22 protein-coding genes are annotated in these 25,151 nt (G+C 37.3%); 19 read left to right on the top strand and 3 right to left on the bottom strand.

Annotated elements, in window-relative coordinates:
• Nucleotides 1-320: 320 nt before the first annotated feature.
• From AC0VYH_RS20215 to AC0VYH_RS20170, 10 genes are all read left to right on the top strand, one after another.
• Nucleotides 321-1,169: a hypothetical protein gene (locus tag AC0VYH_RS20215; RefSeq protein ID WP_475373013.1), complete on the top strand. Its 849-nt coding sequence runs from the start codon at nt 321-323 to the stop codon at nt 1,167-1,169.
• A gap of 191 nt (nt 1,170-1,360) precedes the next feature.
• A complete protein-coding gene (locus tag AC0VYH_RS20210) occupies nt 1,361-2,275 on the top strand; it encodes an acyltransferase family protein (protein WP_475373012.1) in 915 nt (304 codons plus the stop codon).
• A gap of 298 nt (nt 2,276-2,573) precedes the next feature.
• A complete protein-coding gene (locus AC0VYH_RS20205; protein ID WP_475373011.1) occupies nt 2,574-3,344 on the top strand; it encodes a YveK family protein in 771 nt (256 codons plus the stop codon).
• A complete protein-coding gene (locus AC0VYH_RS20200; protein ID WP_283153433.1) occupies nt 3,295-3,939 on the top strand; it encodes a CpsD/CapB family tyrosine-protein kinase in 645 nt (214 codons plus the stop codon). The genes AC0VYH_RS20205 and AC0VYH_RS20200 overlap by 50 nt, the downstream gene beginning before the upstream one ends.
• A gap of 14 nt (nt 3,940-3,953) precedes the next feature.
• The gene (locus AC0VYH_RS20195) at nt 3,954-5,420 is read left to right on the top strand and encodes an oligosaccharide flippase family protein (protein ID WP_475373010.1); all 1,467 of its coding nucleotides are present in this window, start codon (nt 3,954-3,956) and stop codon (nt 5,418-5,420) included.
• Nucleotides 5,410-6,669, top strand: a complete 1,260-nt coding sequence (locus tag AC0VYH_RS20190) for an O-antigen ligase family protein (protein ID WP_475373009.1) — start codon at nt 5,410-5,412, stop codon at nt 6,667-6,669. The genes AC0VYH_RS20195 and AC0VYH_RS20190 overlap by 11 nt, the downstream gene beginning before the upstream one ends.
• A complete protein-coding gene (locus AC0VYH_RS20185) occupies nt 6,666-7,727 on the top strand; it encodes a glycosyltransferase family 4 protein (RefSeq protein ID WP_475373008.1) in 1,062 nt (353 codons plus the stop codon). Before AC0VYH_RS20190 ends, AC0VYH_RS20185 begins: the two co-directional genes overlap by 4 nt.
• Nucleotides 7,728-7,744: 17 nt before the next feature.
• On the top strand, nt 7,745-9,472 hold the full coding sequence (locus AC0VYH_RS20180) for a glucosamine inositolphosphorylceramide transferase family protein (RefSeq protein ID WP_475373007.1): 1,728 nt from the start codon (nt 7,745-7,747) through the stop codon (nt 9,470-9,472).
• A gap of 72 nt (nt 9,473-9,544) precedes the next feature.
• Nucleotides 9,545-10,951 carry a sugar transferase gene (locus tag AC0VYH_RS20175; RefSeq protein ID WP_475373006.1) on the top strand — a complete coding sequence of 469 codons (1,407 nt, stop codon included), beginning with the start codon at nt 9,545-9,547 and terminating at the stop codon, nt 10,949-10,951.
• 29 nt (nt 10,952-10,980) lie between these two features.
• On the top strand, nt 10,981-11,748 hold the full coding sequence (locus tag AC0VYH_RS20170) for a glycosyltransferase family 2 protein (protein WP_475373005.1): 768 nt from the start codon (nt 10,981-10,983) through the stop codon (nt 11,746-11,748).
• Between the two features lie 54 nt (nt 11,749-11,802).
• Here AC0VYH_RS20170 and AC0VYH_RS20165 read toward each other — a convergent pair whose 3' ends face one another.
• A complete protein-coding gene (locus tag AC0VYH_RS20165; RefSeq protein WP_475373004.1) occupies nt 11,803-12,786 on the bottom strand; it encodes a glycosyl hydrolase family 28-related protein in 984 nt (327 codons plus the stop codon).
• Nucleotides 12,787-13,021: 235 nt separating this feature from the next.
• Between AC0VYH_RS20165 and AC0VYH_RS20160 the strand changes: the two genes are divergently transcribed.
• Nucleotides 13,022-13,372 carry a helix-turn-helix domain-containing protein gene (locus AC0VYH_RS20160; RefSeq protein ID WP_475373003.1) on the top strand — a complete coding sequence of 117 codons (351 nt, stop codon included), beginning with the start codon at nt 13,022-13,024 and terminating at the stop codon, nt 13,370-13,372.
• A 252-nt stretch (nt 13,373-13,624) separates the two neighbouring features.
• Here AC0VYH_RS20160 and AC0VYH_RS20155 read toward each other — a convergent pair whose 3' ends face one another.
• Nucleotides 13,625-14,983: an SLC45 family MFS transporter gene (locus AC0VYH_RS20155; protein ID WP_475373002.1), complete on the bottom strand. Its 1,359-nt coding sequence runs from the start codon at nt 14,981-14,983 to the stop codon at nt 13,625-13,627.
• Between the two features lie 391 nt (nt 14,984-15,374).
• Here AC0VYH_RS20155 and AC0VYH_RS20150 point away from each other — a divergent pair, with 391 nt between their 5' ends.
• The 8 genes from AC0VYH_RS20150 to AC0VYH_RS20115 all read left to right on the top strand — a co-directional run bounded on the left by AC0VYH_RS20150 (nt 15,375) and on the right by AC0VYH_RS20115 (nt 24,726).
• The gene (locus tag AC0VYH_RS20150) at nt 15,375-16,697 is read left to right on the top strand and encodes a DUF2207 domain-containing protein (RefSeq protein WP_475373001.1); all 1,323 of its coding nucleotides are present in this window, start codon (nt 15,375-15,377) and stop codon (nt 16,695-16,697) included.
• 20 nt (nt 16,698-16,717) lie between these two features.
• Nucleotides 16,718-17,005: a hypothetical protein gene (locus tag AC0VYH_RS20145; RefSeq protein ID WP_475373000.1), complete on the top strand. Its 288-nt coding sequence runs from the start codon at nt 16,718-16,720 to the stop codon at nt 17,003-17,005.
• A gap of 522 nt (nt 17,006-17,527) precedes the next feature.
• Nucleotides 17,528-18,715: a M14 family zinc carboxypeptidase gene (locus AC0VYH_RS20140; protein ID WP_475372999.1), complete on the top strand. Its 1,188-nt coding sequence runs from the start codon at nt 17,528-17,530 to the stop codon at nt 18,713-18,715.
• Nucleotides 18,716-18,783: 68 nt separating this feature from the next.
• The gene (locus tag AC0VYH_RS20135) at nt 18,784-19,836 is read left to right on the top strand and encodes a M14 family metallopeptidase (protein ID WP_475372998.1); all 1,053 of its coding nucleotides are present in this window, start codon (nt 18,784-18,786) and stop codon (nt 19,834-19,836) included.
• A gap of 269 nt (nt 19,837-20,105) precedes the next feature.
• Nucleotides 20,106-20,900 carry an SDR family oxidoreductase gene (locus AC0VYH_RS20130; RefSeq protein WP_475372997.1) on the top strand — a complete coding sequence of 265 codons (795 nt, stop codon included), beginning with the start codon at nt 20,106-20,108 and terminating at the stop codon, nt 20,898-20,900.
• Between the two features lie 37 nt (nt 20,901-20,937).
• Nucleotides 20,938-22,410 carry an FAD-binding oxidoreductase gene (locus tag AC0VYH_RS20125; protein WP_475372996.1) on the top strand — a complete coding sequence of 491 codons (1,473 nt, stop codon included), beginning with the start codon at nt 20,938-20,940 and terminating at the stop codon, nt 22,408-22,410.
• Nucleotides 22,411-22,420: 10 nt separating this feature from the next.
• On the top strand, nt 22,421-23,854 hold the full coding sequence (locus AC0VYH_RS20120) for an FGGY-family carbohydrate kinase (protein ID WP_475372995.1): 1,434 nt from the start codon (nt 22,421-22,423) through the stop codon (nt 23,852-23,854).
• A 155-nt stretch (nt 23,855-24,009) separates the two neighbouring features.
• On the top strand, nt 24,010-24,726 hold the full coding sequence (locus AC0VYH_RS20115; RefSeq protein ID WP_371017716.1) for a MurR/RpiR family transcriptional regulator: 717 nt from the start codon (nt 24,010-24,012) through the stop codon (nt 24,724-24,726).
• A 64-nt stretch (nt 24,727-24,790) separates the two neighbouring features.
• Here AC0VYH_RS20115 and AC0VYH_RS20110 read toward each other — a convergent pair whose 3' ends face one another.
• Nucleotides 24,791-25,129, bottom strand: a complete 339-nt coding sequence (locus AC0VYH_RS20110; RefSeq protein ID WP_194218542.1) for a hypothetical protein — start codon at nt 25,127-25,129, stop codon at nt 24,791-24,793.
• Nucleotides 25,130-25,151 lie beyond the last annotated feature (22 nt).

The raw sequence follows: 25,151 nt of genomic DNA, 5'->3' as shown, positions 1-25,151 counted from the left end.
ATTCTAGAGGCTTTTTTTGTTTTGCAAATGGTCTTTTTCGTCAGGCTAGGACTTTGAAGGTGATTTTAATAATCATAGATAACCATTCTACTGATCTATTTTGTATGCACTTTTTCATTTTATATAAATAGCCGATTTTAAGAATTGAACCACCAAGTAGAAAACCTACATTGATTACTACAATAAGGCACTACAAACAGTTACTAGCCCATTCATTCGTATCAATCCATACATATAATAATTAAAATGTGGTGAGTAGACAAGCAACGAAAGGGTTTTGGGATCATCACATTTGTAATCATTAAGAATGGAGTGGTGTTGTGAGCAGTGTAAATGCAGATCTTTTCTCTGGTTCTAATGATTCTCAAACCGTACAAGCAGCGATTGACTTTGCTTATGGACAAAATATGAAGACGGTCGAATTATCGGATCGAGATTATATCATTACCTCAAAAATAATTGTGAAGGAAGGGGTAAAACTTCAATTTGGCTATGGTTCTCGATTTGTTGTTTATGGAAACTTCAATGTAATTGAACTAGAAAGAGGTTCTTCCTTATCAGGAGCGTATGTAGCAATCGACGATTCTAAATTCAACTCCGCTGTTATTTATCTAGATGGAAAGTACAAGTATTATAATGTTTGGTGGAGATCAGTTGTTCAGAATGTAACCATAGTAAACTGGAGTGAAAGTCATAAAGGAATCGGTGTCTATTTGTACTCTAATGGACCAGGTCATGCTATATCTTTTATGGACTTTGAGAATATAAAAATAGTTGGAATGAACACTGCAGTAAAGTTAGAGGCTGTGCAAGCTACTAGCGGTTTTAGTTATGTGAATGCAAATCGATTTACTAATTTTTCATTGGATGATTGTGTTAATAATATTACGATTATTGGTGGAGAAACGATTCCTTACGAATGTACAGGCAACTACTTTACCAATATGCAAATTCAACCAACAAGTGCTACAAAAAAGTTATTTATTATTAATGGACAGTACAATTTCTTAGATGGATTGGTGTGGGACTTGGCTAGTATTACTGCAACGGGTGCCCTGGTCAACTTAACAAATAAGAGCTCTGTTAATACTTTTAATGTAAAAGGGGTCCCGAATAATAGAATTAGTGACAAAGGTACTAGCAATGAATTAAACCTTTTGTTTATTTAATTGTATTATATTCATTTCTTATATAATGTTAGCATTCTTTGAATTAACATAGAGTGCTAGCTTTTTTTGTGAATTCAATTTTTTAAGAATAGATACCAAGGTCGGACTTTATAAATAACACTTTATTCTTTATAAAGAACATGGTAAGATAAATAAAACATTGTTTTGGTTGATAAAAGGGGACTGGGGAGTTGAGAGCTAATAAAAACAAGTTATCATTGGTGCAAATTTCCAGAGCCGTTGCCATTCTCTTTGTCTTAATCGGTCACGCGAACGGGTTGTTTTACAAACAGTTTGACTACGATTGGTTCAACATTGCTCAGTGGGATCGAACAGGTGGTGTGGATTTTTTCTTTGTTGTTAGTGGTTTTATGATTTATTATATATATCACAAAAACAGAGGAAATCCTTTCAAAGCAAGAGAATTCTTGTTAAAACGAGTAATAAGAATATTTCCTTTGTACTGGTTAATGTTATTGGCTACAATTGGTTTATTTTTGTTAGTTCCAACGTTGGATTCGGGGCCTCCTTTAACAAGTTTAACATTTGTCAAAAACGTATTCTTGTTTACAACTGATCCAATACTTGCCGTAACCTGGTCTCTTAGCTTCATTCTATTTTTCTATCTTATTTTTGCTGCGTACTTGTATCAACCAAAGATAATAAAGTATGTTGTCCCGATCTGGCTCACAATGATATTGTTTACCCAATTCTTTACGAAGCATGAATCCTTTTTTCTCAGTTTTAATCATTTGGAAATCTATTCAGGTTGCTTTGTAGCTTATTTGGTTCTTCACTTCAATATTCGATTTGAAAAGGTACTCGTCATCGCAGGAATACTTGGCTTTTTGTTTCTCTGGGTAATGAATGTTAACAAAGTTCTAGGACATGAATTACTATTCACGTATTCTGTGTTTTCTTTGTTGATAATTTTAGGAATAGCGACAATGGACCTTAAGACAAATAGGGAAATTCCATCTAAACTTTCATTACTTGGCGATGCTTCTTATTCAATATATATTTGTCATGGTCCAGTCATCCAATTTTTTCTGCTGCTTTTTGCAAAGTTCCGAATTTATGAGCAGATTGGTTTTTTGTATTCTTAACCTTGATTATTTCTTTAACAACAGTATCATGTGTTTGGATTTATCTTTTTGTTGAAAAACCAATGACAACATTTTTGAGGAAGCGTTTGTTGAAAAGTTCAATACTTTTACAATCAAGCAAGTCTCCTAAAGTCGAAAGAATTTCGTAGTGGGTACAGTAGACTTCAAGTAAGGGTAAGACGCACCATGTTGTTCTTTATAATGAACATCCAGGGTGTGGGATGTTTAATTCCATACAATAAAGTGGCAATCATGATGAACTACTTTAATTAAAGTTGAATGTTTGGAGGGTGGCATAATGGTAGAAGAAGGCGTAACGCTGAAGAAACTAGTAAGTATATTACGGAGACGAATAGTGACCATTTTAATCGTGGCCATGAGTATTTCGATGGTCACGTTACTAAGTGTATATTATTTTGTGCAACCTTCCTATGAAGCCAATGAGTATATATTAATTGGGAACTTAGATAATGATTCTAAAGATTACTATGAAGAGAATCAAAAAATCAATCGAATGGTAGCTTCTTCAATTGATTTTATTACGAGTCCGATGGTTATGAATACAGTACTCCAAAAAAATAACATAGGTAAATATGATTTAAAAGACAATCTTGTTGTTACCAATACTAAAGAATCTCAAATCATTAAAATTACGGTCACTGGTGATAATCCAAAAATAGTTAAGAATGTGACGCAAGATGTGGCAACGACATCTGTGGATAAAATGGATTCAGTACTTAAATTCAAAGAAGTTCAAGTTTTAAGTGAAGATAGTACTTTGGTAACGAACTCGAATAAATTACTTGGTAGTATTATTGGTTGTATTATTGGTCTTTTTTTAGGAATTGGTGCTGCAATTGTTAAAGAGAGCTTTGATCCAACGATTAAAGAGTCGAAGGAGATTGAAATTCATCATGGATTAGCTATTCTAGGGCAGGTAGACATAAAGAAAAAAAGATATGTATCTTTCTGGATTAAGGAAAGGTTTATAAGTAGTAAGTCAGAAAGGGGGCAAAATAATGGTCGTAAAAAGGGAGAGAAAGACAAAAATTTACAAGCAATTAAGTGAAATGTATGAGAGTACAGAACAAATTCGCTTAGCTTGCAGAAATCTTGAACATACGATGGCTTCCACTAATGATGCAAAATTCCTCATGATCACTTCCTCTGTCCAAAATAAAAAGAAGTCGTTAATCACTGTTAAACTTGCGGCTGCTTTTGCCGAACAAGGTAAAAAAGTATTGCTCGTGGATACAGATTTTCGTTCCCCCCATCTTCATCACCTATTTCAGGTAGAAAACAACTTAGGATTCACTGATGTTATTGGAAATCCGATGATTACTCACAATTGTATTTTGAAGACAAAGATTCCTTATTTAACAATTATGACAGCTGGATCAATATCTTATGAATCATTTCGAAGTTCGCTTTCAGATCGTTTCCAAAATATTCGAGACAAGTGGAAGCGACAATATGATCTAGTGCTATATGATGCTCCTTCTCTAACCAAATCTTCAGAGGCTCATGATTTAATGAAGATTTGTGATGGAGTGGTGTTAGTTGTGAAAAAGCAGCTTACAACAAATGAAGAGATATCATTATTGAAAAAAGATGTTGAAAGAGCCAATAATCGGATCCTGGGGGCTATTTACCAGATAAACTGAAAATAGGTGAGGTTATGAACGGAAAAAAAAACTCAATAGGACTTAACGTCATACACATGTTTTACAGTACAGTGCTATCGAGTGTATTTAATGCACTTGCCCTTATTATTCTAGCAAACTACCTTGAATCTCAAAGCTATGGATTATTGAGTGTAGCATTAGCTTTTGCGATGATTATGAGCTATTTCACTGATTCTGGCTTAAGCGAAATTGTTTTAAGAGAAGGATCGAAAAAGAAAACTTCGGTTCAGTCTGTTATCTCTTCTTACATCAAATTAAGGATATTATTGCTAGGAATTACCTTCATTTTGGGTTTTATGGTAATTCACTTTACAAATACAAATGAAGAGTTAATTCGTACTGCCTACTATCTTGTTATTCCGATGGTAATGGGGGTGGCGATGCAAGGAATTGGAACTACCTATTTTCAATTAGTAGAAAAGATGCAGTATGCTGGATTCATTCGAATGCTTTCATCGATTTGTTTAATTATCACCATTGTTATAGGAATGGCGTTGTCACTACATCCTTTTGTAATTAGTTTCTTGTATGGCTTCTCCTATTTCCTGGCGGGGGCTTGTGCCATTGTACTTGTTCATCGCCATATCAAAATCAATTTAAAATCCATTTTTCATAAAGGGCTTTTATTCCAACTCTGGTCGTTTCTTCTTAGTGGGCTTTTGTTTGTTTTACTACCTCAATTAGGCCCAATTATTCTAGAAAAGACAGTAACTTTAAAGCAGGTTGGGTTCTTTGCAGTAGCATACCGTATACCACAAGCATTAAACCAGTTACCAAATGTGGTAGCAGGGGCCTTCTTTCCCGTCCTATTCAGATACTTCAATAGCAAAGAACTAAATAAACATCTGAACTTGAATATTTTACAAGTGAAAATCATGGCATTAATTGGTATGGGCGTAGCTATTCCTTTTTATTATATGTCAGATCTGATTATTCAATTGTTATTTGGAGAGGAATGGATATTTGCAGCTGGGTTGTTGAAGGTTCTTTCGTTAATGTTGATCTTTCAAAGCATGGGGATTGCACTGGCAGACGGCTTGACGTCAATGGGGCGACAGAACAAAAGGACTCTTATTCAGTCGATATCAGTGATAGCAGGCATTTTTCTCTACTTTTATATGAGTAAGTCTATAGGAGTCATGGGTGCTAGTTATGCTGGTGTCCTGATTGAGGGAATGGCTCTATTCGGATTCTGGTTGTTAAATCCTAATCGTAATGTTATTGCCAGAAGGGTTCTTATACCTTATCTGTGTTATTTCACCGTTTGTCTTGTAACTTTAGAGAATGTTCTTAAAGATTATCCAATCGCAGCAGTCATGGTTCATGCTATTTTGTTGGTGATTCTAGTCTTATTAGATAAGGAACTAAGTCATCAAGGGTTAGCTAAAATCAAATCTTTAAGAAAATCATTTGCAAGAGGAAATGTCGGAAAATCTAGGGAGGCTGGGGGTGGATTATAAAAGTAGCGACCTAAAAAAACAGTATATGTTAATCATCATGTTTTTTCTTGTTACATTAACAAATTTTAATCTTTATATAGGTTTTTCAATTAAGCCATTTATGATTTTTTTGCTCATTTATCTACTTTTCCACTTATCAACCTTTCAAATTAGAAAACTGTATTGGTTTGAAGTGTTTCTTATTCTTTTCTATCTTTTTTATTGCTACACAGGTGCTTTTTCGAGATATCCTGCATCTAGTATTCGAATTTTGCTTGGTTTTTCCATTCTTATCGTCTGTTATTTCATTATGAAATTTGCTATGGAAGGTGTTACTAGGAATATCATTGAACGCTCCATTGCCATTGCTGGAATTTTGTTTAACCTAACTAGTCTTGGATTATATGTAATTGGGATGGCGAGCCTAGGTTTTCAATTCCAAGGAGACCGAGTAAGATCTTTTGGCCTTATGCTTGATCGAGATTATCCCAGGTTAATCGGGAGTGTCCCTGATCCAAATTTCTATATTTTTTATAACACACTATTTTTCACATATTTTCTTTGTAATCGGAAAGGTTCGATCAATAAAGTTGGGTTGCTTCTATGTATACTTACAAACTTCCTTACTTTTTCTAGGGGCGGACTTCTTGCTATGTTCCTAATTGTTGCTCTATATTTTGTAATGAATAATCCAATTGCACAGATGAAATTGCTGTTTGGTTTTATTACATCAACTCTTCTATTTGGTTATATTCTTATTTATTACTTAAAATTCGACGTGCTAGGAATTATTGAGTCACGAATTTCAGATTTCTCTAATGATGGCGGAAGCGGACGTTTTGTTTTATGGGAACGCGCCTGGGATTATTTCACCTCGCATTTCTTAATAGGTATAGGTGCTTATAATTTTCCTGATTATAATGAATTTTATCATGGGGAGAACATTCAAGTTCATAATATGTTTCTCGATATTTTATCAGAATCAGGGATATTTGGATTTCTTCTTTTTGTAATATTCCTCTTTACTGTAGGAGTGTCTCTCATAAAACATCCTTTGGTGAAACCAAACACTTATTTAATCCTTGCGCTGATTGGAATTGTATTCCAGATGATGTCTTTGTCTCTCATTATTAATGAAATGATATTTATGTATTTAGCAGTGGTATCAGTATTGCTTACTCATAAAGTGCGATCGAACGATACTAAGTTATTAAAGCCCATTGATTATCAGATATCTTATAGTTCAATGGAAGGGCGTGAAGGAAGTTGAGAATATTACTAATGACCGATAAATTAATCATGGGTGGAGCAGAAATTTATTTTTGTAAACTGGAGAATTTGCTAGAGAAAGAATTCAGTAAGGATGCTAGCTTTTTTACAGCAGCTGCAGGTGGAGAGCTGATCGAAAAGATTCGTAACAGGACAAACTTCATACCATTGACCCGTAAAAGACACTTAGTCAATCTGGTAAGACTGTGTCGTGAAGTGAAAAAGCGAGAAATTGATGTTATTCATGCCAATAGCTTAAGAATGGTGTTCTATGCTATTGGTATCAAAATGATGGTTCGTAAGAAGTTGAAAATTATCTACACTAAGCATAATGTTACTTTTTTCGAAAAGCATAACAAGAGATTACTAGCTCGGCTTCTCAATTCTTCTATTAATCGAGTGATTACTGTAAGCGATCATGAAAGGGAGAATCTTCTTAGGGTAGGGGTTAAACCTGAGAAAGTGATAACAATCCACAATGGTGTTGACTTAAGTCAGTTTTCCTACCACCAGAAAAATAGTGAAAAATCGGTTTTTCATATCGGCATACTCGGGAGACTGTCGGAAGAAAAAAACCACAAATTATTTCTAGATATTGCCAAATCTTTAAAAGATGTTTCAGGATTGATGTTCCATATTGCAGGTAACGGACCGGAGCTTAGTAGAATTAAAGCAATTATAAAAGAATACGACTTAACAGACAGGGTTGTGCTACTTGGGGAAGTGAATGACCCAGAGAAATTCATCGCGGATATGGATGTCTTGTTATTAACCTCCCATCGAGAGGTATTTCCAATGGTATTACTGGAGGCAATGGCAGTAGGTACGCCTATTATTTCTGTGAATACTGGCGGGATAAGTGAAGCGATTGATGATAACGAAACTGGATTCCTAATATCGAGCTATTCTGTTCAAGCATTTATTGAAAAAATCATGGAGATGAGAGCTAATGACATGGTTCGGGATTCTTTTTCTAGAAGTGGGCGAATTAAGGTGGAAAGTCAGTTTACTTCTGAGAACATGACTAAGTTAACACTAAATGAATATTTGAATCTATAGTGAGGAGCGCTCTTTTCATGGTGAATAGTAAAGGTTTGAATTACGGAATTATCATCGATTCACATTCTTTAAGTAAGTGGCAGTTATCATGTATGAACAAGTTAAGTGAGAAGCACGATAATTTATCTCTCGTACTCATTGAAAAAAATAATAAAACAGAAAGGTCAGGAAAAAATCTTCTGTTCAATGTTTCAGAACAACGATTGGATAGAGTACTAAGTAGGGGGAAAGCACTTAGTCACTTAAAAAATATCTATCCGGATATGTCTGTTAGATGTGTTGATTCAAAAGATGTTGGTGGTTTAGTTATGTATTCATCTGAGGACTTAAAAGTTATTCAGGATCATAATCTGGACTTTATTATTCGTTTCACACGTTCCCAACTAGCAACTGATGTCTTAACTGCTCCCCGCTATGGAGTATGGGCTTTTCAATTTAGTGATATTACTAAATACGGTGGAGAAGTACAAGGGTTCTGGGAAGTTTATAACGAAGAGGCCGTGACAAAAGGTTATTTGGTTAGGTTAGGTCATAGTAAGCGAAGAGTAGAGGTAATTAAAATGGGGATTTTTTCAACCATATCAAGTTCTTACTTTAAGAATAGAAAACATCTTCAAACAGTGATTGCAGACTGGGCAGCTTTGGTTAGTTTAACAATAAAGACGAATACATTTTCACCAATGTTGGTTGAGATCAATGACAGGATAATCCATCACCAAACACCTACAAATCAAGACTACTTGATCTATATTGGCAAAGTTATTAAGCACCGTACCAAGAAGTTATTTGATCTGTTTTTCCGATACGAATACTGGAATGTTGGGATTAGTAATAAGCCAATTGAGTCATTCATAAGTCATTCTGAAGCAGAGGTGACCTGGCTATTAAAAGAAGATAATTTATATTATGCTGATCCATTTGCTTATAAAAAAGGCGATGAATGCTATCTAATGGTGGAAGAATTAGATGAAAAGGTCGTTTCGGGTTATTTAACAAGGTTTACTCTAAAGCACGGCGAACTTTCTTCCATTGAAAAGTCAGTGCTAAAACTTCCAAGTCATATGTCATACCCTTTCATCCTAGAGGATAAGGAAGAAACCTATTGCATTCCAGAAACTTCAGAAGAGCGCGAGGTTGCGATCTACAAGTTAGATAAGGAGACAGGCGAGTGGAGGAAAGTAAAAGTATTAATACGAGATTTCCCTGCAGTTGACTCTACCATTATTAAACATGATGGCAAGTGGTGGCTTTTTTGTACGAATGCTGATCATGGTTCTCTAAGGGATTTATACATTTTTCATTCGAAGGATTTGTTTGGTCCTTGGACACCTCATCTTCTAAATCCAGTAAAGCAGGACGTCCGATCTAGTCGTCCAGCCGGTACAATTTTTCAAAAAGATCGTATTTTATACCGACCTGCGCAAGACTGTTCATTAACATATGGTGGAAGGATTAGTATCAATCGAATAAACGTGTTAACGACTAATGCGTACCATGAGGAGGTGTATACTTATATTAATCCACAAAGTAATAGCTTATACTCTGATGGAACGCATACGATTTCTTCAGTAGGTAATTTGACCTTATTTGATGGAAAGCGAGTAGACTATAGTATTTCAAATATAGTAAAAAAGTTATTTATGATCAAACATAAACTCAAAAGACGTGCTTATAACATGATTTCAAAAGTATTTTCTATTCATCATGTAAATGGACACAAAAATGTTAGTAAAACGAACTCTTAGAGCGATACCTTCGTTTGAATGTTCTTTATTAAGAATTAATTATTTAATAAAGTAAGAAAGGTGGAAGGTGGAATGGATCACGATCATACTGGACGCTTAAGAAATATTACCCTTGTGTTGTCAGATATGTTACTAATCAGTCTAAGCACCTTCATTTCCGGATGGGTTTATTTGGGGGGGAGTTTCGGAACGGTAGAGAATCCAATCGCCTGGTTTATGACATGTAGTCTATCTATTACATTTTTGTATCTGTATAACTTGTACGCGGACTGGAAACGCAAAAGTATTAAGAGATTATTGTTATCAGTGAGTATTGCGGTGATTATCTCATATACCGTACTGCTTTTTTTATCCATGATCTATCAACCGTTACTTAATGGAAATGGGATCACCCTGATGACAACATTGGTAATCCAATTACTTCTTCTCAATTGTTCTAGAAGTCTTTACTGGTATATTGGAAGGCGTACAAGAGGTAAAAAGAGGGTGCTTGTTTTAGGAGCTAATGATAAAGCAGATTATGAGACGATTTTTAAACTGCTCAATCATTCCAAAGGCTGGTTTGAACTCAACCATTATATTCCATCATATGAAAAAGAAAGTTTTCCTTATTATTTAAGCCAAACAGACGTTATTGTACTTTGTCCTTCGCTTTCCAGAGATGAAAAGAGCGAAATTATTTGCACTTGTTCTAGAAGAGGAATAGAAATCATGATCGTTCCAGAATTGGAAGAACTGTTTATTCACCAATCATCACTTCAACAAATCGATGATATGCCAGTTCTATCCATTAATCCGCTTGGATTGACTTCTTCTCAAAGATTAGCAAAAAGGGTATTTGATATCATGGTTGCATCTGTTCTATTAATAATAAGCAGTCCTATCATCTTGGTGCTCTTCTTTTTTATTCCAATAACATCAAAAGGTTCTGCATTATTTAAACAAGAACGGCTTGGTGAAGGCGAAAAACATTATTTTCTGTATAAGTTTAGAAGTATGGTAAACGATGCTGAGAAACAAACTGGACCAGTACTAGCAAGTGATGCTGATCCAAGAGTTACCAACATTGGTCGCTTTATTAGGTCGACGCGACTTGATGAATTGCCACAATTGATTAATGTGCTAAAAGGTGAGATGAGTCTAATTGGACCTCGACCAGAAAGAGAGTACTTTATCAATCAATTTAAAAATGAAATTCCTAATTATTCCTATCGCATGGCTATTAAACCGGGACTTACTGGGCTTGCTCAAATTCTTTCAAACTATTCTACTACAGTGGATAACAAGCTCAGATTTGATCTTCTATACATTAGAAACTATTCATTCCTCCTTGATATGAAGATACTTTTCCAAACCGTTTCAGTTGTTCTTCAACGAGAACAAGCAGGTGGTGTAAAGAAATTTGAGAAGGAAATAAAAGAGCAAGTAATTGCAAGTGAAGGAGAACAAACAAATCCAAAGTCACTTACTCAAATTTAGTAACACAATGAAGAAGGAGGACAATGTTAATGAAGTCTATCCAACCACTTGTTTCCATAATCACTCCTTGTTATAACGCTGCTCAAACTTTAGAGGAAACAATAGCATCGGTCAAAGGGCAGACTTATAGTAATTGGGAGCTATTAATTGTAGATGATTGCTCAAGTGATGAGTCTGTTTCTATTTTGAAACAAGAAGCTGTAAATGATCCTCGTGTTCATTACATTACTCTTGATACAAACATTGGGCCTGCAGGTGCTAGGAATGAGGCGTTGAGAAGGGCAAAAGGTAAGTATATCGCTTTTCTCGATAGTGATGATTTATGGGTTTCTGAAAAGCTTAGTAAACAAGTAGCTTTTATGGAGGAATATGACCTACCGTTCTCTTTTACGAACTATAGGATAGTGAAAGAGAACGGAGAGAAAACAGATCGAGTTGTTATTGGTCCAGATAAAATTGACTTTGAATATCTATTAAAGAACACAATAATTGGCACACTTACGGTAATGTTAAATTCAGAAATGGTTGGTCCAATTCAAATGACTAGTGTTAGGAATTGTACTGAGGACTTTGCGCTATGGTTATCAATCCTGAAAAAGGGAATCACTGCTGTAAGGTTAAACGAAGAACTTGCTTATTACCGTAAATCCAGTCAATCAGATTCAGGTAATAAGTTGAAATCAGCAAAAAAAACATGGAACACGTATAGAAAAACACAGGAATTGAATATTATTAGGACCATCTGGTATTTTTCCCACTACTCCGTAAATGCCTATAGAAAGCATGCGAGGATATAAGAGTAATAGAATAGGAGACTAACATGTGTTAGTCTCCCTCTTAACAAAACTCTTTTATTTAAATGAAGACAACTGATTTTTTTCACCTTCATTGTATATATACTCTGGATCAAGATTGAACTGAATAACGTTCTTATATGATTGATTTGTAAGAAACAGAATAGGTTCGGAATGAGATAACGTTTGCACATCCCATACTACTCCATCAAATCGGTTGTCGGAACCGTCAATAGTTAGGAGTGTTTCCGTAGATTTATCCAGCTGTACTTGCATATCTGTAAATAGATTTCCGCTTGATTCATGAGGAATTGTTACGTTTCCCTCCAATACGATGAAGTTCACACAATGTTCCATAGAGAAGTTTTGAAATCGATTGCCATTAATCCAACTATACTCACCGTTTTTAGGATCTTCTGTTAAGAGTTTAACACCTGTTTCAAAACCTGAAATAGAGATGTCTTGAAAATTAATGAATGAGATAAAGTGTGAAGGCCCGCTAGCATATAGAGAAAGTGCAGTACCTTGTATGTTACTAACTGAATTAACGATTTTCACTTCTTTAATTTCAGTTGAATCCCATATTCCGTAATATTTATTTTCTCCATTAAGTCGAATAACATCAGAATCAAATGATGAGTTAATGATTTCTATAACTCCGCCTTTAATTGAAGCACCTTTTTCTAATTCGATCGCATTAAAATTACCATTTACCTGCAATCTAGCATTATTTCCTAGCTTAAGTTGTACACCTTCTTTTAACGTTAGGGTAGATGTAATAACATACTCTTTACCAGATGATAAATATACTGTTCCTGTTTCGTTCTTACTCAAGTTATCGATCGTACTTTGAATCGCAGATGTATCATCAGTTACGCCATCCCCCTTAGCTCCTTGAGACTCAACTTGAACAGTTCCAGGTGGAAGAGAAAGAGTAGTGGTATTTTCATGAAGGAGTAAAAACAATAAAAGACTAATCAGCGAGATTATAATTAAGGATAGTATAAGAGTCGAGCGTTTGAGGTTGTACAATAGCTTCAAAAGTTATTCATCTCCTTAATAGAGGAATTAGGATGATTATAAACTAATTTCCGTTCTTTTTGAAGAACGGAATTGTGAATAAGAAAAAAATTTAGATATATATAGATATTCAAGCTGTTAAATAGTTGTATTGGTTTTTTATCAACTAAATGTGTGTAACTTCCGAATGCAGTCTTAATTAAACGATTTTTCAAGTTGGGTTATTTAGTGATTAAAAGAAGAGGTGAAGATGGGTATGATTGGAGAAAAGATTAAAAAGTATCGACATGAAAAAGGAATTACTTTAACTGAATTAGCTGAACGATCCAATGTATCGAAATCTTACTTGAACAGTTTGGAAAGAAATATTAAAGACAATCCTTCTATTAATCTTATTAAGCGAATTGCAAAAGAATTAAATATTGATATCGCAAATATTCTAGATGATGAAGATTTATATAAAAAATCTTCAAATGAAGAATACGATTGGAATCATTTTATTGAAGAAGCAAAGAAAGCCGGGATTGAAACCATACATTTGAGTGAGTATAAGGAATTGATTGAATTTATTAAATGGAAGAAAGAACAGAAATTAAAAGAACAGTAATTTTTAATAAGTTGCTTCTGTATGAGGTGATAGATAGGTTACGTTAAGAATGGGAAACTTGAAAAAGAACATGACACTGACATATCTATAAGTTTAACAGTATATGGCGTAGAACTATTATGACGGTAACTCCTCCTTAGAATGCTCAATTAATAAGTAATCATAGTTAAAGAAAAACCAGGTGATCTGGTTTTTCTTTATTTGCAAGAATAAGAATTAACTACATCTCACTTAATCCAAGATATGCGTCATCTACTCCGCATACGTCTCCTTAATAACCGGTACAGACAACGCCCCCACTACAAGTAACACACCTGAAAGCAAGATCATAAACGGCATAGAAGAGCCGATCAATGGGAATAAAACAAAGCTTAAGCATGAAGCAATGATTTGTGGTAAACAAATGCTACCGTTAAATAACCCAAGATATGTACCCATATTCTTTCCTTTCAGCGCGTTCGTTAAGATCGTGAATGGGAAGGTCATCATCGCAGCCCAAGCGATTCCGATTAACGTAAAGGAAATAACGAGTGCCCACTGATTGTGCACGAAGAAGACAGATCCAAATCCGATCCCACCTAACAATAAGCTCATGGAGTAATAAAATTTACGTGAATTGTTTGGAATTCTGGATAACGCGAGAGACCAGAGTACGGCGCCAATCGACTGAACGGCTGTTAAAATCCCAAACCAGTTCCCGGCATCTTGGTACGCTGCGCTAGAAGGATCGCTCGTATTCCAAACATTTAACGCAATGGCACCGGTGCCATACGTCCACAAGTATTGAAAACCCATCCAGCAGAATAATTGAACGAGTGTAACGGTCCAAAATACTTTTGGAGCGCTTCCAAGTAATTTGAAAATGTTTACCTTTTCTTTCGTCGATTCTTTCGAAATGCCGTGATAAACTGCGAACTCATCTGGTGTATACTCTTTTACTTTCCATACCGTTATCATACTACAGAAGATGAGAACTCCTGCACCAACATAAAATGAAAGGACGACAGATTGTGGCACGACGCCTTTTGGCGCGCTGTTCGAAACGCCGATAATTGTTAATAGAAACGGGAAAATACTAGCTAACACAGCACCACTATTTGATAAAAAGCTTTGGATTGAATACGCAAATCCTTTTTGTTCTTTGTTCACCATGTCCCCAACCATCATTTTAAACGGCTGCATCGCCATGTTTGATGAAACATCCATAAATAGAATGGCGATGGCACCAAACGTCATGGCTGTTACTGCAGTAAATCCGAAACTACCCGAATTGGGCAAGAGACACATGACAATGACAGCAACTACAGCTCCAACGAGTAGATAAGGAATTCGTCGACCAAGCCCTGGAATCCAGGTCCTATCGGAAAAATAACCAACTAGAGGTTGGACAACTAATCCTGCAAGCGGAGGTAGGATAAAGAACAAACCGAGATTATGAGGATCTGCCCCAAGGGTTTGGAAAATGCGCCCCATATTCGCGCTTTGTAATGAAAAGGCCATTTGAACGCCTAAAAAACCGAAGCTAATTAACCAGATTGTAGTGAGAGGTAGAGCTGGTAATTCTTTTTGATATCTTTTTTCATTCGTTGTGGCAACTTGTTCTTGTAGCATAATTTCCTCCTGTATATGTATGGCGTGTAGATGAAAGAGCACAGTTAATGCAATCGCTTGCATGTAATTCGAAAAATAAATGCTGTACTCGCGAATGTTAGCGATCAGCTGTCTGTAAAGTGAATTAGCTGTGATAACGCTTTAGAAATAAGCTATATGCCTCACCAGAATCGTGAAGTAGTAAAGGAATGCATCGTTAATATGTTAAAGCGTTTTCTTTGAATAGTATATACCAACCTTTAACATTTACGCAACCGTTTGCATTGTAATTTTTATGAAAACCGTTGCGTAAATGTTAAATCAATTTCATACCGGCCGTTATCAATTTGTAACTTTTACCTATTTTATCCGTATATAAAAGTGTAAATGTACAGGAAAGAAGGTTACGTCTATGAAAAAGGTGTTAGTTTTAGGCTTCTTTCTTTTTATCTTACTCATTCCTGTAAATGTATGGGCGGTTGAGTTTTCTATTGAAGCGACCGATATCACTGCCCAACTACACGAGGACGGTCAGGTAGATGTAAAAGAAAGCCACACGTATGAATTTGATGGAGATTTTAAGGGCATCACAAGGAGACTTATCTCGAAAGAAAAGACGACAATTAAGAACTTCCAAGCTACTGAAAATGGGAAGGAACTTAAGGTAGAGAAAGATGGAGATGTGTATAAAGTATACCGTGGTGGCTCTGATGAAACCGTGACTGTCGACATCGCCTATACGATTACTAATGGCGTGGAACGATTCGAAGATGTTGCCCAGTTTTATTATCCTTTTTTTGACGAAAGCAATGAAACGACATACGAAAATATGACGATAGCGGTTGTACCTCCCAAACCTGCTGATGTGAAGGCAGCGTACGGATATGATGAAGCTTATGATGCTGTTGAAACGATTGATGAGGAGACAGTCGTTTTCAATCTCGGGGAAGTATCGAGTGAGGAAAACGGCGATATTCGCGTTGCATATGATGCCTCACTTTTTTCAGAAGCAACTTTGACAGCTGAAATGCCAATGCTTGGTGACATTCTTGCTGATCAAGAGAAAACGGACGCGGAAGTAACTGCCGAAAGGGAGGCGAGAGAGCGTTGGGGTGGGGTTGCTCCTGTTATTGTTGGTGGATTGCTTCTAATTGTAATTGGATTGCTCGTTCAAGCAATCAGAAGAAAGAGGTTGACTGGTATTGAGATTGAACGGCAGATTAGCGGAAATGGTCGCTTTCCAGATACAGAAATGAGCTTGCCTGCGATTCTATTGCTTACAGGAGGTAATCTTAAAGCATCAGCGGTTATTGCTTCATTACTTGAACTTGTTCGAAAAGAAAACATCAAAAAGATATCAGATGAAGAGTTTGAACTCGTGAGTAGAGATACTGATTTTAAGCATGAAAGAAGATTAATCGAATGGCTATTTGATGATATTGCTTCAAGTCATATCTTTCACGTGAAGGATCTGGAAAGCTATGTGGAAGAGAAGAAAAATCATGAGAAATATCAAAAAAGCTTTTCAGGCTGGAAAGAAGCGGTACGGAGAGAGTATAAGCAGTATGACCTGACTGAAAAAGCAGTGAAAACCCGTTGGATTTCAGGATTAGCCGCACTTGGATCCTTCATAAGCATCTTCTTGTTTGCTTATCATGAACTGTTTCTCTGGATGCTTCTGGTTAGTTTGCTTTTCCTTTTTTTTTCATCTTTCCCATCGCCTACCGACCGTTAAATGAAAAGGGAAGAAGAATTATGGAAACAGTGACGCCGCTAAAGGTCAGCGATCAATGGAAAGAGTGGGATCAGGATGAGCAAGTTCCGGCTCTTCTATACCAAATTGGAGCAGGAAAGCGAAAGGTGTCCGCTCAATTTGCTTCTACGTCACAAAATAATGAGTGGATGATTTACCTACTTTTAGCTGAAACGTTTCAGTCAGGCTTTGAGAAAGCAGATCAACATACTGCCGTATCAGCAGCTGGTTCTAGCGGTGGCGGTGGATCAGGCGTAGGAGGTGGGGGAGGAGGTTCAGGGGCGTTTTAGAAAAAGCCCGCTGAAAAAGAAATCGTTTTTTAAAATTAACTTACAAGATTATACAGAAAAACCAGGGGCTAATCTGTTAATTGATTAGTTTACCTGGTTTTTTTGTGGATTTTTGAAATTCATTTATTAACTTTCGTTTATCTGCTTTATGTGATGAAAGACAAAAGAAAGATGGGCATCACTTTTTAGCTACCTGAAATCGTAAAAACAAATCATTTCCATACTAAATAAAAATCGTAAAATCGGAAAATTTCTATTAACAATATGATAGCAAATCCTAATGACAATGAAGAAGAACACGGTGATGAAAGCATTGGAATTTGCTTGGAGTTGAAAAAATCACAATCACCGTCAAATGTCCTTTTCTTTTTTATAACGATGTTAAAATCCCCCATGTAAATCGACCTATTTTCTCCATAACCCTTAGTCCAAACGTTTCGTTTTCGCCAGATTTAAAAGGGAAGGAGATGGAAATCGAGAATGACGGAGTGGTAGAGTCTTTAAAAACGGAGGAGGAATGAGATGAATCGAAAGAAAAAGGTAACGTTGTTGTGTAGCACGCTGTTATTGACATCAGTATTTGCTAGCCCTACGATGGCAGCGCCGAACGCCAAACCAGTGCAAGCGCAAAGCCAAGAATACGCGATCTCTGGTTTTATTAGTCATGCGGAGCTAAGTAAAAAACTTCAGCAAATTGATAAAAGCAGTCAGGGACAGGTTAATGTGGAGGTTGCAGGTTACTCCAATCAAGGCCGTGAAATTTATAAGGCGACAGTTGGATCGGGTGACAAAGTCATTTTAGTACAAAGCGAAATTCATGGAAATGAAAAAACGGGTACGGCAGCACTATTGAATTTACTGCAGAAGCTTGGCTCGAATTCCCCAGAAGCAAAGAAAATCAGGAATGAAGTGACGATTGTTGCCATGCCGATGGTGAACCCGGATGCGACAGAGTTAAACAGACGGGGAAATGATATGTCCTGGAGTGAAGTTGTGGAAGATTTCCCTCAGCTCGCTAGTGCGTTGCCATCTTGGAATTACTACACGTATACGAACCAATATTGGGATTATGATTCGAATCCGGGATTTGATGTGAACCGAGATTTTAATCCAAATCTTAACTATGTGCCACAACCTGAAGATTTTCCAAATAACTCTTCAAATCCAGGCTGGTACATTACTCCTGAAGCCCAAACGGTTCGTGATGTTTACAAAGGGTTGTTGAGTGAGTATGGAGTAGTCGATGTGTTCGTTGATTTGCATCATCAAGGCGAATATTTTGTTGAAGGCACAGATGATAAAGTGACGCTTTCGATTTCAGGGGATTTTGTTCCTGATCCTGAAAGTGAAGAAGGCTCGAAATACAGTGAGTATGCTGATACATATGATGGCGATTTTTCAAAGCAGTTAAATGTTGCTGCTTATAACGCTCTGCAAGAACGAGGGAATTCCCCATTTGATCATATTAGCCTGTATCCACAGAATCTTGATTTACCTGGTACTGCACTTGGTTCTTTTGCACTTAATGGAAGCGGCGCAGTGCTGTTTGAGGTAACTGGTCAAACGCAAAGCTATGGTCAGAAGGAAAAAGGAAGGCTGATTAAGGCCGTTGAAATTGGACTTAATGGCATTATTGACAGCGTAGTGAGCGAAGATGTTTATGAAATTGACCCTGAGGATTATGATAGCATCCCATTAACAGAACGATAGTCCAGTTAGATACAGAGTTTTATAAGCGGAAACACAACCAATCATTGATGATTTAGAGGAGGATATATATGAAAAAACAAATTCTTACATTAACAGTAGCAGGAACGATGCTTGTGTCTGGTTCGTTTTTAACAGGGAATACGGCTTTAGCGGGAGATAACGGACCGAATGGACCGAACTATGGTGGCAATGAAACGATAAAAAATGAACGCCTGCATTCTTATGAAGAAATGGTGAGCTTTTTAGAAAAAGTCGATAAGCGCTCTGAAGCGTTGGAGCTTGAAGTGTACGGTCAGTCGGTTAAAGGGAGAGATCTTTACCTTGCTAAGTTTGGTACCATGAACCCAGATAATCCAACAATTCTATTCTTAACACAGCAGCACGGAAATGAAACGTTAACGACGGAAGGCGCTCTTGAGATGATTAAGTATTTATCGTCGAATGGAAACAACGTGCAGAATATCCTTGAGAACGTGAATGTGCTGATTGCACCGCGACTTAATGTCGATGGGGCAGAAGGCGATGTGAATTTTTCCTTAGAAGACTATGTTTCTGGTACGCATACACGCTATAACGCAAACGAAGTTGATCTTAACCGTGATCATGTGGATCGCGAGCAGCCTGAAACACAGGCGCTACACGAGAATGTACTACAAAAATATTCGCCGGATTATATGATTGACCTTCATCATCAGGGGACACAAACAACGTTAGGCGACACGGGCGAGCTTGTGTCTGGTTCTATTCTTTATCCTACAAACGGAGACGTTGATCCAGAAGTGGTGGAGCAGTCTAAAGAACTCGGATCCGTTGTGTATAACGCGGTTGAAGCAAAAGGATATGGCCTACTGTCGAAGTATCCGGGAGGAAGTGCGCCAACAATTAGTCGAAACGGACTCGCGATTGAATATGGCATTGCAACACTTCTTTTTGAAATGCGTGGTATGGCCGATCATTATCGCGATGATTATGTTCTCGGGCAGAAGAGCAATGGTTATTTAATCCAACAAGCGGTTACGGCAATGAAAGCGAGTCTAAATGCACTGGCAGATGATTCGATTGATTCAGCCGACACTACTTTCTGGGATACGCTTCCGGAAAGTAATTATGATGGGGAGTAAGTAAAAAAACCTACGATATAAGAAAAAAATAGTTTAAATGTGCGAGATAAACCTATTAGAGATTTAATAGGTTTGTCTCTTTTTTCTTGTTTTTAATGTAAAAGGAGTTATAGAGGTAACACTAATCCGTGGTTAATAAGAAAATTTTCCTTTATTAAAACTTTAATTATCATTTAAAGAGAAATTTCTCTTTAAAATACTTGATATTGAACTACTGAAGGCTTAAACTAAACGTAGTTAAACAATTATGAAAGGTGGCTAGATGGAGTATGAACCCCGATTTAAATCAAATTACTGATTTTACGATGGATTTTTTTAACCTTAAAGGAAAAGTTGCAATTATCACTGGAGGCAATTCAGGTATAGGGCAGGGGTTTGCACTTGCATTAGCTAAAGCTGGTGCCGACATCTTTGCGGTTAGTATGGCAGAAGATGATGACCAGACGAAGAAACTGATTGAAGCAGAAGGTGTTCGTTATCATTTAATGCTTGGAAATCTGACAGAAGACGGTTTTTGTAAAGCGATTGTTGATGAATGTTTAGAAGTTTTTGGACAAATCGATATTCTTATTAATAACGCTGGAATTAACATCAATGAGCCTGACGTTACAAAGTTTACGAGATTACATTGGGATAAAATGGTGTCGGTTAACTTGGATGCGCCGTTTGAACTGTCACATGAAGTAGCGAAGCAATTGATTCCACAAAAAAGTGGAAAAATCATTAACACTTGTTCACTGTTTTCGTACCTTGGGGGTCAATGGTCTCCGGCCTATGCTGCTACAAAACATGGTTTAGCAGGTTTTACAAAAGCGTATTGCGATGAACTCGCTCAATACAATATTCAAGTAAACGGCATTGCGCCGGGTTATTTTGCAACAGACGTAACGAAGGCGACAAGAGAGAATGTAGAAAGCAACCAGCGTATACTCGATCACATTCCAGCGAATCGCTGGGGAAACATTCAGGATCTCATGGGAGCAGTTGTTTTCTTGGCATCTGACGCTTCTAACTATGTAAATGGAACGTTACTTAATGTCGATGGTGGTTACCTCGTTCGATAAATCTATTAAAAATGATAACTAAAAAGGAGAATCAATTATGAAAAACCTATTAGAAGAGTTAAAATCTCTACTTTCTGAGGATCAAATCGTAACAAATGAAGAGGCGCTCTACGATGCATCAGCTGATCGCTATAAGAAATACGCAAAAACGAAAAATGTACTCGATGTTCCAGCACCACTGGCGATCGTGTTCCCTCATTCAACGGAAGAAGTTAAAACGCTTCTCATGTTCTGTAATGAAAATAATATTAACGTGATCCCTAGAAGTGGGAAAACAGGCACTGAGGGTGGACTTGAGAACTGGAAAGAAACGACGCTCGTCATCGACGGTTCTAAGATGAATGAAATTATTAAAATGGATACGTACAACATGCAGGCTACGGTTCAGTCTGGGGTGAAGCTTCAAACGCTTGAAGATGAGCTACGTAAATTGGGCTATACGACTGGTCACTCACCACAGTCCAAGCCAGTTGCTCAATATGGTGGCCTTGTTTCCACAAGAAGTATTGGTCAGCTTTCCACTTTGTATGGTGCGATTGAAGATATGGTTGTTGGTCTTGAGTGTGTATTCCCAGAAGGACAAGTTTCAAAAATTAAAAACGTTCCAAGACGTTCTGGTGGTCCGGATATTCGCCACATCGCGATTGGGAACGAAGGCGCGCTTTGTTATATCACAGAAGTAACAGTGAAGATTTTTAAATACACACCGGAGAATAATAATTTCCACGGCTACCTTGTAAAAGACGTAGAAACAGGCATTAAAATTTTAAGAGAAGTGATGGTGAACGGCTATCGTCCATCGGTTGCGCGTGTTTATTCTGAAGAAGATGCAAGACAGCACTTTGAGCATTTCTATGATAATAAATGCGTGTTGATCTTTATGGCTGAAGGCCCTAAAGGTATTGTAGAGGCAACGAATGCAGGGATTAAAGAAGCAGTCGAAACATTCAAGGATGGGGTAATTGAAAAGGTCGATTCTTCTATCATTGAAACATGGTTCAACAACCTGAACTGGGATGAAAGCCGCATCGAGCGTGAAATTCAGGATATGATCGACCACAACACGCATGATGGTTTTACAACAGAAGTGTCGGCTGACTGGGAGACGATTCCGAAACTTTATAACAATGTTATCGAACGGATTAAAAATGAGTTTGATCGTGCAGATGAGCTAACGATGCTTGGCGGTCACTCTTCTCATAGCTATCTGAACGGAACAAATATGTATTTTGTTTACAACTACACAATTAACTGTGCACCAGAAGATGAAATGCGCATTTATCACCACCCGATTCACCAAATCATTATTGAAGAAACGTTGAAGCTTGGCGGATCTATGTGTCACCACCATGGTATTGGGAAGTATCGTTCTGAATGGACAAAAGAAGAGCACGGTTCTGCATACTATATGCTTGAGAAGTTAAAAGAAGCGTTTGATCCAAAAGGCATCATGAACCACGGAACGATTTTCCCTCAACCTAGCGAAGTGAAAAAGTATATTAGAGGCTAGGAGGCAAATCATGGCGAATCGATACATCATGGGGATTGATAATGGATCACAAAGTACAAAAGTAGTGATCTTTGATTTAGAAGGGAATGAAGTCGCTTATGGTTCACAGGCGTTAAGGGAAACCTTAACACCTGAACCAGGCGTCGTCATTCACCCAGACGATGACTTATGGGATAGTGTTTATTACGGTGTGAAAAACTGTTTAGCGAATTTTGACGGTAATCCGAAAGAAATCGAAGCAATCGGGTTATGTACAATCCGATGCTGTCGCGTTTTACTTAATGAAGACGGTGATTTAGCCCATCCAGCGATTAGCTGGATGGATGCTAGATTATCAAAACCGTATGAGCATAAAGACGATCGCGTACAGTATGTGACAACAACTTCTGGCTATTTAGGATTACAGCTGACGGGAGAATACAACGATACGGCTGGTAATCAGGAAGTATTTTGGCCAATTGACCGTGAAACGTTAGATTGGTCGACGGATGACGCCGTAATTGAAGCGAACGGCTTACGAAGAGATATGCTGTTTAACCTTGTGAAACCAGGTGAAAATCTCGGTTCCATTCGTAATGAGCTTGCAAAGGAATTTGGGTTAAGCGAAGGCATTCCAGTCGTTGCTACTTCGAACGATAAAGCGGTGGAAGTGCTTGGATCAGGTATTCAGAACGACAGTTCAATCATGATTTCATTGGGTACCTTTATTTCTTCCATGTTATTAAGAGACAACTATTATGAGGACGCGAAAAACTTTTTTCCAACCTTTGCATCCATTCCTTTTAAATACGTCTATGAATCTAACGGTATTCGACGTGGATTATGGACGGTTAGCTGGTTTAAGAAGTTAATCGGTGAAGAGCTTGTAACGGAATCAGAGAAGTTAGGGATCTCGGAAGAAGAGTTCTTGAATCGTAAGGCGGAAGAAGTTCCTGTTGGTAGTGATGGGTTGATTACGATCCTAGATTGGTTAGCTTCACCTGATAAGCCGTACCGAAAAGGGATAATGCTAGGCTTCGATCAAAGACATTCCAGGTACCATATTTATCGATCGATCCTCGAAGCGATTGCATTTAATATTAAAAACAACATTGAAGAGATGTTAGATGAAATTGATGTTGAGTTGAACGAGGTTGTCGTCATTGGCGGCGGTTCAAAGAGCGATGTGATCATGCAGATTATCGCTGATTTGTTTGGTTTACCTGTTCACCGACGCATGGGAAGTAGTAGCGCGTGTCTAGGTGCCGCGATTAGTGCAACGAAGCATTTAAGAGTGTATGATACGTTCCCAGAGGCGATCGAGCAAATGGTAAAAACGGAAAAAACGTTCACTCCAGTGCAGAGTCATTATGAATTCTACAACAAGTTGAACGAAACAGTTGTGAAAAACGTTAGAAAGCATACGGATGAAATATTAAAGCTTTCTTATCCGATTTTTAATTAAGCCTTCTTAGGGAATCATGTTATGGTAGACCTATTGTAAATTGTGACATGAGCGTTTCAATTAGGAGAAAAGCAATCGTTATTTTCTAATAGGAAATGACGGTTGCTTGTTTTCGCTGCGCGAGTCAGGAGCAAAGTGAAAGGACTGGAAGAAGTATGATCAAATTAGATACGAATCATTTAACGAAATTAGAAGAAGAAGTTCACGGCAAATTATCGGATGTTGTTGCTACAAACGATAAGTTGAAAATCATCGATGCCGCTGAGCTATGTGAAGTCTCCCCCTCAAAAGTGTCGAAGCTCGTACGTAAATTAGGCTTCGATAACTTTAAGCAATATAAGCTTTACTTTAGCGGGCAGCAAATCAACCTTGAAAAACAAAAAAAATCAAACGAAATTGAGCGCTTAATGCAGTTCCTAGAAAACTTCGATCCTGCCCTTATTGATGATTTTGTTTCTGTATTTCAAAAGTATAAGAAGGTGATCATCTACGGTCTTGGTCCATCTTTTATTAGTGCAGAGTACTTTGCGTACAAGCTGACAGTTGTCACAAATAAAAATATTACCGTAGCGCAAAGTGAAGACTTTGCGAGCCGACTGGCAGATGAAGACACGTTACTGATCGTTCTTTCCGTTACAGGGAAATTCTCATCGTTTGAAAATTTATTTACAGAAACAAAGCAAAACGGTGCAGATATCATGCTGATTCTAGAAGAGTATGTGAACACGTTAAACTCGATGGCGGATTATATTTTCTATTTATCGAAGTTTAATCAGGATAACAGCCTGCTTCCTTTTGAAAAAACGAGAACGGTGTTTTTTATTTTTATTGAAGAAGTGATTGCGAGGATTAGTGGGGGAGGCGAAAGGTGAACACGGTATTAGAAAAGCGTCTTACTTCATAGGGGAATGAGGTGAGACGCTTTTTGTGTACAAGTTAAGCAGAAGGAGTATCTTCATAAGTAATCGTTAGACTCTGAACCTTTAGATCATCTGCCTGTCTGTCTAAAGATTTGACAGCCTGTTCAGACTGGTTTTCTAAAGCTGTTAGCAGAGTGCGGTTTGTCATTGTATAACGCTCGGTTTCCTCTACCATTGCTTTAACAATTTCGCCTTGCTGATCTTCGCTAATGATAATAGTCCGTACCAAATTTAGAAACTGTTCGTCGATATGATGAATGTCGTCAATGGCATCCTGAAGCTGTTTTTGCTTATGTAATAGACTTGTGGATTCAAGAATTCGTTCTCTTACTGTTAATGAATGTAGTTCTTTCAAGAAAAACCCTCCTTAGGCAACT

Source organism: Anaerobacillus sp. QJM3NY_32 (assembly GCF_056173645.1).
Note: the sequence above shows the minus strand (reverse complement) of the source record. Positions and strands in the feature narration are given on the sequence as shown.

What these genes read in the sequence shown, in the direction of transcription:
- AC0VYH_RS20205 (WP_475373011.1), top strand. Translation starts at nt 2,574, where the DNA reads ATGGTAGAAGAAGGCGTAACGCTGAAGAAACTAGTAAGTATATTACGG.
- AC0VYH_RS20115 (WP_371017716.1), top strand. Translation starts at nt 24,010, where the DNA reads ATGATCAAATTAGATACGAATCATTTAACGAAATTAGAAGAAGAAGTT.
- AC0VYH_RS20140 (WP_475372999.1), top strand. Translation starts at nt 17,528, where the DNA reads ATGAATCGAAAGAAAAAGGTAACGTTGTTGTGTAGCACGCTGTTATTG.
- AC0VYH_RS20160 (WP_475373003.1), top strand. Translation starts at nt 13,022, where the DNA reads ATGATTGGAGAAAAGATTAAAAAGTATCGACATGAAAAAGGAATTACT.
- AC0VYH_RS20170 (WP_475373005.1), top strand. Translation starts at nt 10,981, where the DNA reads ATGAAGTCTATCCAACCACTTGTTTCCATAATCACTCCTTGTTATAAC.
- AC0VYH_RS20155 (WP_475373002.1), bottom strand. Translation starts at nt 14,983, where the DNA reads ATGCTACAAGAACAAGTTGCCACAACGAATGAAAAAAGATATCAAAAA.
- AC0VYH_RS20195 (WP_475373010.1), top strand. Translation starts at nt 3,954, where the DNA reads ATGAACGGAAAAAAAAACTCAATAGGACTTAACGTCATACACATGTTT.
- AC0VYH_RS20130 (WP_475372997.1), top strand. Translation starts at nt 20,106, where the DNA reads ATGAACCCCGATTTAAATCAAATTACTGATTTTACGATGGATTTTTTT.
- AC0VYH_RS20180 (WP_475373007.1), top strand. Translation starts at nt 7,745, where the DNA reads ATGGTGAATAGTAAAGGTTTGAATTACGGAATTATCATCGATTCACAT.
- AC0VYH_RS20150 (WP_475373001.1), top strand. Translation starts at nt 15,375, where the DNA reads ATGAAAAAGGTGTTAGTTTTAGGCTTCTTTCTTTTTATCTTACTCATT.
- AC0VYH_RS20120 (WP_475372995.1), top strand. Translation starts at nt 22,421, where the DNA reads ATGGCGAATCGATACATCATGGGGATTGATAATGGATCACAAAGTACA.
- AC0VYH_RS20175 (WP_475373006.1), top strand. Translation starts at nt 9,545, where the DNA reads ATGGATCACGATCATACTGGACGCTTAAGAAATATTACCCTTGTGTTG.
- AC0VYH_RS20145 (WP_475373000.1), top strand. Translation starts at nt 16,718, where the DNA reads ATGGAAACAGTGACGCCGCTAAAGGTCAGCGATCAATGGAAAGAGTGG.
- AC0VYH_RS20200 (WP_283153433.1), top strand. Translation starts at nt 3,295, where the DNA reads ATGGTCGTAAAAAGGGAGAGAAAGACAAAAATTTACAAGCAATTAAGT.
- AC0VYH_RS20125 (WP_475372996.1), top strand. Translation starts at nt 20,938, where the DNA reads ATGAAAAACCTATTAGAAGAGTTAAAATCTCTACTTTCTGAGGATCAA.
- AC0VYH_RS20135 (WP_475372998.1), top strand. Translation starts at nt 18,784, where the DNA reads ATGAAAAAACAAATTCTTACATTAACAGTAGCAGGAACGATGCTTGTG.